The sequence below is a fragment of the Xanthocytophaga flava genome, assembly GCF_030068545.1.
In the GTDB taxonomy this organism is placed as follows: domain Bacteria; phylum Bacteroidota; class Bacteroidia; order Cytophagales; family 172606-1; genus Xanthocytophaga; species Xanthocytophaga flava.
This window is the reverse complement of record NZ_JASJOR010000001.1, coordinates 29,928-43,702: the sequence shown is the minus strand read 5'-3', so window position 1 is coordinate 43,702 and position 13,775 is coordinate 29,928. Positions and strand designations below refer to the sequence as shown.

The 13,775-nt window shown below is 37.7% G+C and carries 15 protein-coding genes; 12 read left to right on the top strand and 3 right to left on the bottom strand.

Translation table 11 applies throughout. The features are described 5' to 3' along the window. The first annotated feature begins 241 nt into the window (after positions 1–241). From QNI15_RS00190 to QNI15_RS00150, 9 genes are all read left to right on the top strand, one after another. Positions 242–1,111, top strand: coding sequence for a Calx-beta domain-containing protein (locus QNI15_RS00190; protein WP_314029930.1), 870 nt, complete (start codon positions 242–244; stop codon positions 1,109–1,111). Between the two features lie 113 nt (positions 1,112–1,224). Further along, positions 1,225–1,551, top strand: a complete 327-nt coding sequence (locus QNI15_RS00185; RefSeq protein WP_313999434.1) for a DUF1330 domain-containing protein — start codon at positions 1,225–1,227, stop codon at positions 1,549–1,551. A gap of 169 nt (positions 1,552–1,720) precedes the next feature. Then, on the top strand, positions 1,721–2,200 hold the full coding sequence (locus QNI15_RS00180) for a DinB family protein (protein ID WP_313999433.1): 480 nt from the start codon (positions 1,721–1,723) through the stop codon (positions 2,198–2,200). 290 nt (positions 2,201–2,490) lie between these two features. After that, a complete protein-coding gene (locus QNI15_RS00175; RefSeq protein WP_313999429.1) occupies positions 2,491–3,744 on the top strand; it encodes an Ig-like domain-containing protein in 1,254 nt (417 codons plus the stop codon). Between the two features lie 113 nt (positions 3,745–3,857). Next, positions 3,858–4,409: an RNA polymerase sigma factor gene (locus QNI15_RS00170; RefSeq protein ID WP_313999427.1), complete on the top strand. Its 552-nt coding sequence runs from the start codon at positions 3,858–3,860 to the stop codon at positions 4,407–4,409. Beyond that, entirely contained in the window at positions 4,393–6,129 is a 1,737-nt protein-coding gene (locus QNI15_RS00165; protein ID WP_314029928.1) for a hypothetical protein, read from the top strand. The genes QNI15_RS00170 and QNI15_RS00165 overlap by 17 nt, the downstream gene beginning before the upstream one ends. 160 nt (positions 6,130–6,289) lie before the next feature. Beyond that, the gene (locus QNI15_RS00160; protein ID WP_314029926.1) at positions 6,290–6,538 is read left to right on the top strand and encodes a hypothetical protein; all 249 of its coding nucleotides are present in this window, start codon (positions 6,290–6,292) and stop codon (positions 6,536–6,538) included. Further along, positions 6,520–6,702 (top strand): hypothetical protein, encoded by a 183-nt coding sequence (locus tag QNI15_RS00155; RefSeq protein WP_314029924.1) that lies wholly within the window; start codon positions 6,520–6,522, stop codon positions 6,700–6,702. The genes QNI15_RS00160 and QNI15_RS00155 overlap by 19 nt, the downstream gene beginning before the upstream one ends. 39 nt (positions 6,703–6,741) lie before the next feature. After that, complete coding sequence (locus tag QNI15_RS00150) at positions 6,742–7,056, top strand: hypothetical protein (protein WP_313974631.1); 315 nt, start codon at positions 6,742–6,744, stop codon at positions 7,054–7,056. A 78-nt stretch (positions 7,057–7,134) separates the two neighbouring features. Here the strand turns inward: QNI15_RS00150 and QNI15_RS00145 are convergent, their stop codons facing one another. Together QNI15_RS00145 and QNI15_RS00140 are read right to left on the bottom strand one after the other, a co-directional pair. Next, positions 7,135–8,742 carry a M56 family metallopeptidase gene (locus QNI15_RS00145; protein ID WP_314029923.1) on the bottom strand — a complete coding sequence of 536 codons (1,608 nt, stop codon included), beginning with the start codon at positions 8,740–8,742 and terminating at the stop codon, positions 7,135–7,137. Further along, positions 8,720–9,103 (bottom strand): BlaI/MecI/CopY family transcriptional regulator, encoded by a 384-nt coding sequence (locus tag QNI15_RS00140; RefSeq protein ID WP_314030380.1) that lies wholly within the window; start codon positions 9,101–9,103, stop codon positions 8,720–8,722. The genes QNI15_RS00145 and QNI15_RS00140 overlap by 23 nt, the downstream gene beginning before the upstream one ends. A gap of 503 nt (positions 9,104–9,606) precedes the next feature. Between QNI15_RS00140 and QNI15_RS00135 the strand changes: the two genes are divergently transcribed. The 3 genes from QNI15_RS00135 to QNI15_RS00125 all read left to right on the top strand — a co-directional run bounded on the left by QNI15_RS00135 (position 9,607) and on the right by QNI15_RS00125 (position 13,401). Beyond that, positions 9,607–10,413 (top strand): universal stress protein, encoded by an 807-nt coding sequence (locus QNI15_RS00135; protein WP_314029922.1) that lies wholly within the window; start codon positions 9,607–9,609, stop codon positions 10,411–10,413. Between the two features lie 215 nt (positions 10,414–10,628). Further along, positions 10,629–11,936, top strand: coding sequence for an MFS transporter (locus QNI15_RS00130; protein ID WP_314029920.1), 1,308 nt, complete (start codon positions 10,629–10,631; stop codon positions 11,934–11,936). Positions 11,937–12,141: 205 nt separating this feature from the next. Then, positions 12,142–13,401 (top strand): aspartyl protease family protein, encoded by a 1,260-nt coding sequence (locus QNI15_RS00125; RefSeq protein WP_313999413.1) that lies wholly within the window; start codon positions 12,142–12,144, stop codon positions 13,399–13,401. Positions 13,402–13,499: 98 nt separating this feature from the next. On the opposite strand, the gene rpmB is transcribed toward QNI15_RS00125, so the two are convergent. Beyond that, positions 13,500–13,736 (bottom strand): 50S ribosomal protein L28, encoded by a 237-nt coding sequence (gene rpmB, locus QNI15_RS00120; RefSeq protein ID WP_313974622.1) that lies wholly within the window; start codon positions 13,734–13,736, stop codon positions 13,500–13,502. Between the last annotated feature and the right edge of the window lie 39 nt (positions 13,737–13,775).

The window sequence follows — 13,775 nt, the reverse complement described above, 5'->3', positions numbered from 1 at the left end:
TAGTATATATGTGAAGAGAAGTATGAATTGGTAAATTTCCATGAAAAGCTAGAATCTATTAGGATAATCTTCGTGGTTACATGTATTGGCATTCTATATACCCATAAATTCTCGTAGCAAAACCTATCTTTTTAATAGCCGAAATTCCCGATTTGGTCTATTCCTCCTTTCGATCCCTTCTAATTTTCGTTCATTTGAAGTGAGTAACCTATATATGTATAACTTTTAAAGCTAACTTCTTATGAACTTATTTTCCAGGGTACTTCTATTCGGAGGAGTACTATGTATGTCTTTGGCTTGTTCCAAGTCAGATTCTACCCTAACTAGCGTGCAGTTCTCAGAAACAACTAAAACTGTTGACGAAAGTGCAGGAACCATATCTGTAACCCTATCTTTGGGATCAGCCGCCACACAAGATCTGATACTCGCTTTCTCTGTTGGGGGTACTGCCGTAAAAAATGGAGATTACATTTTAAATACGACTACAGATTCCACATTGACTATTGCCAAAGGTAGTACCTCAGCAACAATTAGTTTGCAAGTAATAGATGATGAAGCCATTGAGGATGATAAAACGATTGAATTGACACTTATATCTGTAAGCTCTTCTGGTACATTGGGAAGTACATCTGCCTCCCTTACCAATACAATTACAATTCAGGATAATGATAGTGCTCCTGCTGATTCATTTCAGGCCGATTTACTATGGGATGCTGGCACTCTTGTAAATCTGGACTTTGCTATTTTGAGTAATGTAGTAATTGTAGATAACAGCATTGACTCATATGACGTATATGATTTAAGTGAATATACAACTGGTTTTGAAAGTGTAAAACTTCCTTCTTCTGCAACAGATGGTGAATATTATTTGGCACCTATATATGAGTCAGGATCAAGGTCTGTAACCTATACCTGTGTTGTAAATGGGTTTGACTTTAGCAATACAACTGCCTTCTCTGAAACATTTAGCACTACTGATGTTGGATATTTCTATGTATATGGGCCTTTTACCAAATCTGGGAGCACTATTAGCAGAACAGCTAAAACAGGTAAAGTGAAACTGAGTAAAGCTGTCTATACTAAGACTCCATTTGCTAAAGTGGCTAAGTAGTTATATATACTTCTAAACAAAAGTACCTTATCGGATGGTCATGTGACCATCCGATAAGGTACTTTTGTTATCTTGAGAAAAATAAAGTTTTTGACAATTTTATGTCCATAGGAATGGAAAAAAATACCTCCGAACGTCTGTATATAACGCTGTTATTTTTTGTTAAGTCTGGGAAAGAAAATGTGTTTCTTGAGTATGAAGCCGCAGTTCTGCCAATACTCCCTAAATACAATGGGACGTTGCATTATCGTATCAGGCCTGAGCAAACTGCTTTCATTAAACCTACAGAGGTAATTCCTTATGAAATACATCTGGTTTCTTTTGCCTCTGCTACTGACTTTGAAAACTATCGTCAGGACTCAGAACGTAAGCAACATACACCTCTCTTTCAGGAGTCGGTTGAAAAAGTTATACTTATTGAGGGAAAGTCAATGTATTAGTATATGAGTATTGATAGACCGAGTCGCAGATTTTGCGTTTTTGGCCTCCATTACTTTATAGAAATAAAATTATACTATGTTACGAGTTATTTTGTAATTTGTGTAGTCACAGAAAATAGTTGACTTTCTGTTTTGAACGTAACATATTTTTTTAGCTATATACGATCTTATGCAACTGCAAAGCCTGGTTCAACAACTGAAAACCATTTATAAGGGAGAACCCTGGTATGGAGATTCTATTCTTCAGAAGTTGAATGCAATCACAACAAAAGAAGCTTATTACAAAGTGGGGCCTGAAGTACATTGCATTGCTGAAATTGTAGCCCATATGACCATTTGGCGAAGTGCATTGATTCAATGGTTGAAAGGAAATGATGAATACAATGTTAAATTTGATAGCGAAGAAGAATGGCCTCCTTTCAGAGATGTAAAAGGGATTGGTTGGGAAAGCCTCAAAGCAAATTTGAAACAGTCACAAGAGGATATTATTGATTTGCTAAAAGATCAGTCAGATACTTTACTGATAAAGCGTATGGGGCCTAAACAATATACACTACAGTTTATTTTGGAAGGTATTGTTGAACATGATGTATATCATCTGGGACAAATTGGCTTGCTGGTAAGATTGGCAAAAATGAGTATAGTATAAGGTTAATCGCTTAATTAATAAAAATGTGTAAAGGTAGTTGATTGTTAGTTTCTCTAAGCTTAAATTATAAGTTTGAGTAACCCAAATCTGTTTGGGGTATCTATAATTCGTAATAATAAAAAATGCTGTCTGACCAGACAGCATTTTTTATTATGTCTTCTAGAAATATTTTTTGTTTTTTTTAGTGTATAGACAACGTTTCAAAAAGGGTAGGGGTCTTTACATCAGATAGCAATCTCGAGAACTGTTCATCTGTGATCTTTTTATCTTATTTTTGACACATTATCTATATGAAAAATATAAAAAATTATTGGTGGCTGGTTGCATTTATTGCTTTGTTTATTTATGCCTGTGACATTATTAACAAAGATAGTAGTCCGGCTCCTTCTACACTTCAAAATGGAACAACTTTATATACTGCACCTAAGACTGGATTAGCTATAAACCTTCTAAAAATGGAAGAGTATAAGGGGGCAACAGGTTTTCGCATTACACAACAGCCAACAAATGGAAAAGCTAGTTTTGTGAAGGATGCTACCTTGTTATATCTTCCAGATACAACCAAAAATGTAAGCTCAGACTATTTTTTACTTACCGTTAGCACAGGTGATTCTCTTAGTCCTGTTTCTGTAGTAGATACCATTATTATCAAGTTTACACCTACCGATTCTCTTCCCTGTAGTAACAGAGTTGTTTCAGACAACTTTTCTACGAGTAGCAACACTCCGATCACGATGAATGTACTGAGCAATGACAGTTTCTGCCAGGGAGTACTGGATAGCACAACTCTCACTATTATCAGAGCTACTGAGCATGGAAGTGTCGGTATCCTAAGCAACCGACAGATTGTGTATACTCCTTCCAGTAATTATGAAGGGCCTGATTACTTTATCTATCAGGTTTGTAGCAATACAGGTGTCTGTGCCATGGCTGTTGTAACAATTCAGGTTACCCAAAATACTTCCAATTGTCTGCAGGCTGTAAGTGATTCGTTTGCTATTCAGACAGCCTATAGCCTATTTCTGGATGTATTGGCAAATGATGCATTGTGTTCAGGACAAGCTGCACCAGTGTTAACTATTATTTCAGCACCTCAATATGGTAGTGCAGAAGTATCTGGTAACAAGATATTCTATGGTTTATACACAACTAATAGTGATTATAAAGGTATGGATTATATCTACTATCGTATTTGCCAGGGTTCTGTATGTGATACAGCAAAAGTAGCCCTTCTGATTGATGCATCTGTCTGTACTAATATTTTATACAGTGATACAATTACTTATAAACCTACTTCCCTATCTGACTCCTTGTACACAAAAGGAGCAAGTTTTCCTGTACTGAAGAATGATGATTTAAGATGTGTTTATTATGGAATACGTATTGCCGAACAACCTTCTAATGGAGTTGCTTCAATAAGAGATCATAGAGTGGTATTTAAAGCAAATCCAGGTTTTGTAGGAAAAGATTCTCTTCAGTATAGTGTATGTGTCACCGAAGGTTCCTGCACACAAAAAGCAACTGTCTATTTTGATATTAAATAGATACCTCCTCTAACTCATTATTCTTGGAATTGCGAATTCTGAAAATCATCTGAGGTTTATGATTCTGAGAATAATGAGGTTATCCATAAATGATTTGATTGCATAGAATATAGATGTCTGATAAAGAACTGATTTTAGGTTGCCAGCAAAATGATCCCAAATCTCAAACAGCTTTTTACCAAAAGTATAAAGGTCGTTTGATGGGTATTTGCCGCAGGTATGCCAAGAATCCAGAAGAGGCAGAAGATATTCTACAAGAGTCTTTTATAAAAATCTTCAGAAGCATTGCAGAAATACGTAATCCTGATGCCATAGTAGGATGGATGAAGCGGATTGTCACAAATACAGCATTGAATTATTACCGTTCACAATTGCATTATCCACAAACTGTCGACTATCAGGATATATCCCATAGCAATGATGATTACTGGAAGTTAATGGCACAATTGTCCAATGAAGAAATTGTAAAAGTGATTAACACGTTACCTGATGGATATCGAATCGTATTTAACCTATATGTAATCGATGGATATGACCATGCTGAAATCGGACAGATGTTGGGTATATCTGAGAATACCTCACGCTCTCAATTGTTTAAAGCGAGAGATGTATTAAAGAAAAAACTAAAAGAGTTAGGAATCGTGAACTATGAGCAACAAACCTAACGATAACGAAAATGAATTTTTCCGGAGCCGGTTCGATGACTTTACATCCGAACCGGATGAGGCCGTATGGAAAAATATACAGAAAACGTTGGGACATCCAACGTGGCAGGATCTCTTTTGGCAAAATGGCAGACTTATTACATTAAATACAATTCTGGTAATGATGTTATGTCTAGGACGTTTGACTATTTCAGATCACCGTTTACTTACTGGATTACAAGAGAAGCCTGTTGTGCAGTCAACAGATCCTGTTGTCTCTGAATATACAAATACCTCTCAGCTAAAGGACACAGGTTTGTCTGATAACAAAAAAGCTTCTGGCTATTCTACAAATGGAAAGAATATGTTAGCTGATAGGACTATAGACAGCGACACAAAAACAGGTCTTCCTATTCAGGATAATTTTGAAGATAAATTTACCCGTCATCAAAGAAAGCAGGTTCTAAGAAACACTGATGATAAACTGAGTAACAGAGTTAAACCTGCCACTGAAAATACTATTACTTATCCAAATAGATTACATAGAGATAATACTATAGACTATGTAGTTTCTGATCGGTATGGGACTTCAAGTGTTATAGAACATAATAAGAGTGTGGGAACTAAAGAGATTCCTAATACTTCCTTTTATAAAGGAAAAGTCAAAAATAAAACTTCAAATGCTAACGATTCTGCTGTTGCTGATACTTTGTCTGGCACTATAGTCGGATCGGAAAAACAGCTTTTGAGAAACGAAGAGCATAGTGTATTGTCCTCTGCTGAGAAACTCACGATTATAAAAGAGAAAGAAGGTAAACAATACATTGTTTCAAAGAAACCATATATCACTTCAAATAAACAATTTACTGTTAAAGGCGGAAAAAAAGCCAGGGAAGTACCTTATGGTAACACTAGAGATGGAAATACTGCCATACTCAACTATGAATACAATAAGAGAGAACATAAACAACTGCTATTGTCTGAAAGTGAACAAATCAGTCTCTTATCAAAATTGAAATATCGTCCGATAGAAACAGATGTTAATAAGATTTCTTTAATCAGTGTTCCTATACCAAAGATAACACCCAAGGATATTAGGCCAATAAGTAGATGGAGTGTATATGTGAGTTATACACAGTCAAAGAGTTATTATATGGTTTCTCCTGTTACTTCCGATTCCATATGGGTAGACCAGGTCAAGTTAGGCAAGTCTATGGCTGCTCAACGTACGGGTTGGCAATGGCAGACAGGTATTGAATATGTCTATAATTGTAGATTGCGTTTGCGTGGGGGGATTTTCTATTATCGTCAGGAACAACAGTTACAATATAATTCAAAGAGTTTGTATCCTACATCAACGTATGTGAGAACAGATAGCAGTACGGGCGTTACTATCATTTCAACCTATAAGAAAGATACGTATGAAATGAAGTCCACACAACAAAACATTGGAGGACGTCTGGATGTATTGTATCAGGTTGGTATACTCAAAGGATTCCGTCATTATGCTTTGGGTGGTTTGCAAGGATCTGTTTATCGTACGAATGAAAAAGTATCAGGTATTCAGACGCATGTATTGATTGGATATGGTATTGCGCATTTTTTCGGTCGCAGACTGGAAGGGTGGATAGAGCCTAACTTCAGGTATTCGCTAAATACGTCTGCTGATCCTATGCGATACTTGCGTGTGCAACCTTATTATTTTGGCGTTTCCGCAGGTGTACAGCTACATCTGAAATAAGCTCACTTCCTGAGTTGCGTGAGAAATAAATTGATTCCGCAAAATATGGGGAAAATATGTGTCTCTATTGAATCTAACTTACGTATGAATAGATCTGCTATTCATGAAATGAGGGAGTTTTACCTTATTTTGGATGAGAAACTTATCATATACCTAATGCATGTCTATAAATCGAGTTGTTCCTGTGCCTGTCTGGATGAAAATTACCCTGAAGCTGGCAGGAGTCTACAATATACTTTGGGGAGCCTGGATAGTATTGTTCCCCCATCATTTTTTTGATCTGGTAGGTATGGTACAACCAAACTATCCGGGCATATGGCAGTCTGTAGGTATGATTGTAGGTGTATATGGTTTGGGGTATTATATCGCCGCATTTGATCCTGTAAGACATTGCCCATCATACTGGTAGGTTTTCTGGGTAAGTTATTTGGACCTGTGGGTTTGGTTCTATATGCATGGAAAGGAGAACTGCCTTGGGTATTTGGCTGGGTCAATGTAACTAATGATCTGATTTGGCTAGTACCATTTGCCATCATCCTATATTATTCCTGGAAACAGGAAAGTAAGGCATAATTTTTTCTTACTACTGCTTGTACATAAATAAGTAGAACTATGAAAGCAGATAAATCAGTAGAAGAAAAAAGGCAGAAAGCTATAGAAAATAAGCCACATACTGCCGAAGATCTGTCTGTTAATGCAGACAAACAGGTTAGTAAGCCAGATGAGGCGAATACCAGTGAAGCCAATGGACGTGATTTCCATGATGTCCCAAAGTTGACACATTCAGAGGGACACTCTACCATAGCAAGAGATAACGACTCAGATAATGCCAATGGGTTGCTCAGGTTTAATGATAATAAGGATGAGGATAAGCCTGAAGTAACGGAAAAATTTATGGATGAAACTGTTAAGAAAAACGACAAGTAAAAAATAGCCCGACTTTGCAGAAGTCGGGCTATTTTTTGTATAGATATAGGTTGTAGTAGCAAGTACTTTGTTAGATTTCTACAAAGTAAATTTGATAGGCAGACTAAAACGGACAGGCACTTCTTTGCCACTTTGTTTTCCGGGTATCCACTTAGGCATTAGTTTGGCTACTCGTAGTGCTTCTGCATCCATTTCAGCGTTTACTCCTTTTGCAATTTTTATATCAGAGATATCTCCGTTCTCTTTTACTACAAAAGACAGAAATACTGTTCCATATACACCTTTCTCGCGTGATTCTGCTGGGTACTTCAGATTATCAGCCAGAAATTCTCCTAGCTTTGGGAACCCTCCCGGAAACTCTGGCATGTGCTCTACGGCAACAAATGGCTCATCTGTACTGATATTATCAGAAGGCGCATAGCCAACTACTACCAGACCTTTACCACCGGAAGCCGAATTGCTTTTATCTTTTCCCTCCAGGACAAACTGAATGGGTAATGCCATTTTTACATTGGTTGCCTGCTTGCCTTTTTGTCCGGGTGTCCATGTTTGTTTCAGATTGCTTAGTACTCTGATCACTTCCTGATCTACATCTGAGTGTACTCCCTGTGTTATTTCTATATTCTCCAGTTTACCCTCTTTATTGATAGTATAAGAGGCTACTACCTGTCCCTGCGCTCCTGCTTTACGAGCAGACAATGGATAGCGTATAGTTTGTGATATTTCTCTATATAAAGCATCTGTTCCTCCTGAATATTCAGGCATCTGATCTACCGAAGTAGTACGAGTAGATGGATTAATGCTATCCTGACTTCTGCATGCATACACTAGTATAAGTACTAAAGCAGACAGGATACTGGCTACAGCCTTCCAGGTTGTAGGCTTGTTGGTTTTAACAGAACGAAGCATACTGATACGACTTTTTAAGGATGAATGATAAAATGACTGTACTAATGGAATGTTCAGTTTTTTTAACAAAGAGTGGGTCAATAGCCTGATGTAGATCTCCGATGAACCTTCCTGTAAGGCTGCCTGATCTGCCAGGTATTCATGTATGGCCCGCTGCGATTTCTGGAATGCATATACAACAGGATGAAACCAGAATAGAATTTTGTATACCTCTGTCAGTAAGATATCAGCAGAGTGCCATTGGTGCATGTGTGTTTTCTCATGGAGTAGGATTAACTCAGTTTCTCTCTCTGTTAGTTTCTGGCTATCATCCCAGAATAACCATTTGAAAAATGAAAAAGTAGGTAATTGACCCTGAGTATAGATAAGCTGATAGCCTTCCTGTGATTGGTAAGTAAATGCCTGTTTCTGTCGCCAGAGACGTACTAACTGTAAACCCAGGCGAATGCTTGTCATACATACTCCAATCCAGTAAATCAGCATGAGTAATTCAACGCCTGTGAACCTCCTGGCTAATACAGGTAGTTTTTCCTGTGATGCCACAAAATCAATCTCTGCCAATGTAAATGTTGGCATTCCGACCATGTAAACCAGAGAAGTATCAGCCGGAAGTTCTATGAAAGGCAATAGTGCCGAAAGACTCAATGCTACCAGAATAAATATCCGGTTAAAATGGAAGTTTCTGTACTGACTGAGTAATATCCTATATACTATATATAGGATACTTATAGCTATACTTGCTTCAAGTAAGTAGCTAAGCATTGCTGGAATCTTCATCGGAGTCTTCTTTTGGAACGTTTTTAAGTAATTCTTCCAACTCTTTGAGATCTACATCTTCTTCTTTTGCAAAGAAGGACACCAGACCTGCAAATGATCCGCCAAAGTAGCCTTTTAAAAAATTCTTGAAATAAAAGCGGGTATAGTCAGTTTTTGAAATAAGAGGATAGTATTCGTGGGTCTTTCCATAGGCATTATGCCCTACAAATCCTTTAGTTTCCAGAATCCGAACGATAGTGGATACTGTGTTATATGCAGGTTTAGGTTCTGGCAGGAGCTCTATGATGTCTTTGACAAATCCTTTGTTTAGTTTCCACAGGATTTGCATGACTTCTTCTTCTGCACGAGTAAGTTCTCTCAGGTTTTTCATGATATTAGGTAATAGGAGTTATATAGGACAAACTTAAAACTAATTTCTTAGTTTTAAAACTATATTATTAGTTATTTTTTGAATTTTGTCTTTTGATTGAAAATCAATGATAGTAATTGCTCAAAATGGAATAATGAATTTCTACTGGCAGGCAGGAATTGTATTTTGGGTACGGTATTTTACATTTCTTCGACTGTTTTACAGATTGGTTGAAATAATCAACTTTGAAACTGATTTACAAAAGGGATAGGAGAGAATGCTAAAAACTATGCATTCCATTGACCTTTATCAGAGCAGTTTACATAATTGCTTTCTATATTTACCTTGTGTCTCAATTGATGATAGACATGAATAGTAACATTTTGTTAATACTACACATATAAACACAAAGAATGCTCTATTCTATATTGCCTTACTAAAACTGAAACACATACTTAGCCCAGGGATTGAAAAACCTGGTAGTTTCTATTATCTAACTACTTTACCTAACTCACATGCAGACGATTCTTTGTCCAATTGATTTTTCTCAAAACTCTCATGCAGAGTTAAAATATGCTTCACAGTTCGCTAAGTTTATCGGTGCCCGTTTATTACTGGTATACATTGAGCCTATTCCTTATCTTGATCCGGATACATTTATTGCCGAACCTGTTATTGCTGATCTGGAAGAGGCTCGCCAGCAGTTAGCTGCATTATGTAAAGAGTTCTCCACAGAGGTTCCTTGTGATTATCTGGTTCAGTCAGGTGCAGCTTCAGATATGATTATAGCCATCACCAAAGAGAAAAATATAGACTGGATTGTAATGGGAACAAAAGGAGCTGATAACAAGCCGGAGGCTTTAGTTGGAAGTGTTACTGCTGATGTAGCACAGGAGACATCTTGTCCTTTAATTATTGTTCCGCAAAAAGTATCCTGGAAACCTATACATACAATTGTGCTGGCGAGTGATTTTAAAGAAACGAAACATCAGTTGCTTAACCCGCTGATTACGATTGCACAACAGGCAAATGCTCAGGTATTCGCTTTACATATAGAGTCAGAGGCAACAGAACTATCAGAAGAAAAGGCGATAGAAGCCATTCGTTTGGAAGATTGGCTGGGTGCTGTTTCTTCTTCTATGCATACACTGGTACATGAAGATGTACAGGAAGGGATTGATGCCTTTGTTCATAAACAGCATGCCGACCTGGTCGCTGTAATTGCGCGTAAGCATGGGTTCTTTGCTTCACTTTTTCATCGGAGTGTTACTCGTCAGCTTGCCTTATATACAGATGTGCCAACATTGGTAATTCCAGAATGAAAGTAGCCCTAAAGTGGCTATACCAAACCTTATAGGGCTACTTTTATAAATATATAATAAGTCATTCTTAGAGAAGAACTGTCTGATAGGGCAGTTCTTTTTTGGTATGTGTGAAATTTGACGAATCATTGTTTTTTTATGAATAAATTGAGTTATATTTAACGTTATAACTATAGTTTGCATCCACAGATGGAAATTTCTACTTTGCCTTCTTTATGAACGTAACGCTTACAAAGCCAAGAATGAGTTTTTGGCAGATATGGAATATGACATTTGGCTTTTGCGGCATTCAGTTTGGGTGGGCACTACAGATGGCAAACATGAGTAGTATCTATGAGTATCTGGGAGCGAATGCCGATGAAATACCACTTTTATTTTTAGCTGCACCCCTTACAGGATTAATTGTACAACCTATCGTTGGCTATTTGAGTGATCGTACCTGGCATCCTGTGCTGGGGCGTCGGCGGCCGTATTTTTTGATTGGTGCTGTTCTAAGTACAATTGCATTGATTCTTATGCCTAATTCTTCTGCTTTGTGGATGGCTGCCGGACTGTTGTGGATTATGGATACCTCTATTAACATAAGCATGGAGCCTTTTCGTGCATTTGTAGTTGATAATCTGTTAGAAGAGCAGCGGACTATTGGGTTTTCGATGCAGAGTTTATTCATAGGTTTAGGCTCTGTAATTGCTAGTGCACTTCCCTGGATGATGGATCATTGGTTTCAAGTACAAAACAATCCACAGGAAGCCATTCCTGCCACTGTTCGTTTATCCTTTTATATTGGAGGTGCTGCTTTTCTTAGCTCTGTATTGTACACTATACTTACTACAAAAGAATACCCTCCGGTAGACATTGATATTGTTTTGAAGAAACAGGAAAGTAATAAAGGTTTTGGCGCAGGGGCTGTTGAGATTTTTCATGCTATCCAACATATGCCGCAACGCATGAGACAAATTGCACTGGTGCAGTTTTTTACATGGCCGGGGTTGTTTCTTATGTGGTTTTATTATTCACCAGCAGTAGCCCGTAATGTGTTTCAGGCTCCAGACGAAAAATCTTCTCTGTACACAGAGGGTATTCAGTTTGCTGGCCTGACATTGTCATTTTATAATCTGGTTACGTTTTTGTTTGCTTTGATACTTCCCGCTATTGCTATGCGTTTGGGTAAACGGATAACTCATATGGTTTGCCTGATTATAGGTGCATTGGGTTTACTCTCTGTAGGGTTTATCCGGGAGCCTAACCTGTTGTTTGTGTCTATGTCATGTATTGGTATTGCCTGGGCGAGTATTCTATCTATGCCTTACGCAATTCTGGCGGGCTGCTTGCCTGATGATAAAATAGGTATTTATATGGGAATCTTTAATTTCTTTATCGTTCTGCCTGAGATCATTGCTTCGTTATTCTTTGGATGGCTTATGGCAAATGTATTAGGAAATGATCGGCTACTGGCTGTGCAGATAGGAGGAGGGTTGATGGTATTGGCTGCACTGTTGTGCTTTCGTATAAAAGAAGACTAGAAGCTACCATTCATCCGGTATTTAGAGCAGTTTACGCAGAATAGCTATTTTAAGAGAGAAAAAAAATGTATCTTTTGTCTATAAATGTGAGGCCTACAAATTAGCAGGTCAGTAGTCAATCTTTTCGTTGAAAGGGTTGTCATTGTGTTGAAAATCAGTGTGAAATTTAATTCTTATTATATGTAAATTTTTAACTATAACCGCTATGAGCGCTCTGCGGGCATCTCTTATGTGGAGAAGCTTTTGTATATTTTCTTTTGTTATGGCCGTAGCTGTCGAATGTGCTCAGGCACAGGATGTCGGCTTCTTTTTCGCTGAGAAACGCAAATGTATTGTTATACCATTTAAATGGCATAGCAATCTCATTGTTATCCCGGTACGTATCAACACCTCCGATACGTTAAACTTTATATTAGATACAGGTATCAGTATGAATCTGTTGACAGATCCGGAAGTAGCCAAAAAGCTGAATCTGCGATTTGTTCGCAAAGTGAATGTAACAGGTGCCGGACAGGGGTCGTCTCTGGAGGCATATGTTGCTATAAATAATCAGATTTATTTGCCTGGCATCAAGGCTATTGGACAGAATGTAGTCGCACTTTCCGATGATCTCCTTCAGCTTTCAAGCTATGTTGGCATCCCTATTCATGGTATTTTCGGATTTGAACTTTTCCGACACTTTGTAGTCAAGATTGATTTTCGGTCACGTACATTACGTTTGTATCAGCCAGAAAAATATAACTACAGAGGTAGGGGAGAGAGGATTCCTATTGTGATAGAGGATACCAAACCCTATGTGTATGCAAGTGCTATTTATGCAGATAACCGAGAGATCCCCATTAAGGTTATCCTGGATACAGGAGCAGGTCATGCATTGTCTCTTGATCTGGGAACTAGTGAACATATTCAATTGCCTGATAAGATTATACGTGCTCAGTTAGGCCGCGGATTGAATGGGATCATTAATGGAAGTCTGGGACGGCTGGAGAAAGTAAAAATTGGTAACTATGAGCTGGAACAGGTTATTACATCCTTTCCGGACACAAACTCTCTGGCTATGGAAATGGCAAAGCATCTGAATCGCCAAGGGAATATTGGATGTGAGTTTCTGAAACGATTTGATGTGGTATTTAATTACCCTCAGAATTACATCATTCTGAAACCCAACAAAAAATCATTCAAGGAGCGGTTTGAACGCGATATGAGTGGATTGGATGTACGGGCTACCGGATCATCTTTTCAAAAGTTTGTTCTGGAATATATACATCCGGATTCACCTGCTGATAAAGCGGGGCTTAAAAAGGGAGATGAAATTATTTCACTTAACAGTCACATGGCTTCTGATCTGCATCTAAGCGATGTTCTGAAAATCCTTCAGCGAGGAGAAGGAAAGTGGGTAAAGTTATTTGTCAGAAGAGAGAATAACTTTATCTATGCAGAATTCAGACTTAAACGAATGATCTGAGGAGTGTGTATACTAAAAAACTCCATCCTGTCTAACAAGATGGAGTTTTTTAGTAGGTGTCTTTGAATACAGGGTGTTACAGAAAAACAGTATCAAAATTATAATACTTGTCCAGCCAAACGAGCTTCTTTCAACACTGCTTCGATACCTTTCTTAGAGATAGTACGTAAAGCTCTTGTAGAAACTTTAAGAGTAATCCACTTATCTTCAGAAGGTACATAAAACCGTTTTACTTGCAAATTAGGATAAAATTTGCGTTTTGTTTTATTGTTAGCGTGTGAAACGTTGTTACCTACTTGGGTTTTTTTTCCAGTAATCTGACAAACTCTTGCCATTTTCTTAAGTCTTTAAATATAGTAAATAGGATAAATTCA

What these genes read in the sequence shown, in the direction of transcription:
- QNI15_RS00150 (WP_313974631.1), top strand. Translation starts at nt 6,742, where the DNA reads ATGAAAGCAGATAAATCAGTAGAAGAAAAAAGGCAGAAAGCTATAGAA.
- QNI15_RS00165 (WP_314029928.1), top strand. Translation starts at nt 4,393, where the DNA reads ATGAGCAACAAACCTAACGATAACGAAAATGAATTTTTCCGGAGCCGG.
- rpmB (WP_313974622.1), bottom strand. Translation starts at nt 13,736, where the DNA reads ATGGCAAGAGTTTGTCAGATTACTGGAAAAAAAACCCAAGTAGGTAAC.
- QNI15_RS00175 (WP_313999429.1), top strand. Translation starts at nt 2,491, where the DNA reads ATGAAAAATATAAAAAATTATTGGTGGCTGGTTGCATTTATTGCTTTG.
- QNI15_RS00180 (WP_313999433.1), top strand. Translation starts at nt 1,721, where the DNA reads ATGCAACTGCAAAGCCTGGTTCAACAACTGAAAACCATTTATAAGGGA.
- QNI15_RS00130 (WP_314029920.1), top strand. Translation starts at nt 10,629, where the DNA reads ATGAACGTAACGCTTACAAAGCCAAGAATGAGTTTTTGGCAGATATGG.
- QNI15_RS00160 (WP_314029926.1), top strand. Translation starts at nt 6,290, where the DNA reads ATGTCTATAAATCGAGTTGTTCCTGTGCCTGTCTGGATGAAAATTACC.
- QNI15_RS00125 (WP_313999413.1), top strand. Translation starts at nt 12,142, where the DNA reads ATGAGCGCTCTGCGGGCATCTCTTATGTGGAGAAGCTTTTGTATATTT.
- QNI15_RS00135 (WP_314029922.1), top strand. Translation starts at nt 9,607, where the DNA reads ATGCAGACGATTCTTTGTCCAATTGATTTTTCTCAAAACTCTCATGCA.
- QNI15_RS00185 (WP_313999434.1), top strand. Translation starts at nt 1,225, where the DNA reads ATGGAAAAAAATACCTCCGAACGTCTGTATATAACGCTGTTATTTTTT.
- QNI15_RS00145 (WP_314029923.1), bottom strand. Translation starts at nt 8,742, where the DNA reads ATGAAGATTCCAGCAATGCTTAGCTACTTACTTGAAGCAAGTATAGCT.
- QNI15_RS00190 (WP_314029930.1), top strand. Translation starts at nt 242, where the DNA reads ATGAACTTATTTTCCAGGGTACTTCTATTCGGAGGAGTACTATGTATG.
- QNI15_RS00170 (WP_313999427.1), top strand. Translation starts at nt 3,858, where the DNA reads ATGTCTGATAAAGAACTGATTTTAGGTTGCCAGCAAAATGATCCCAAA.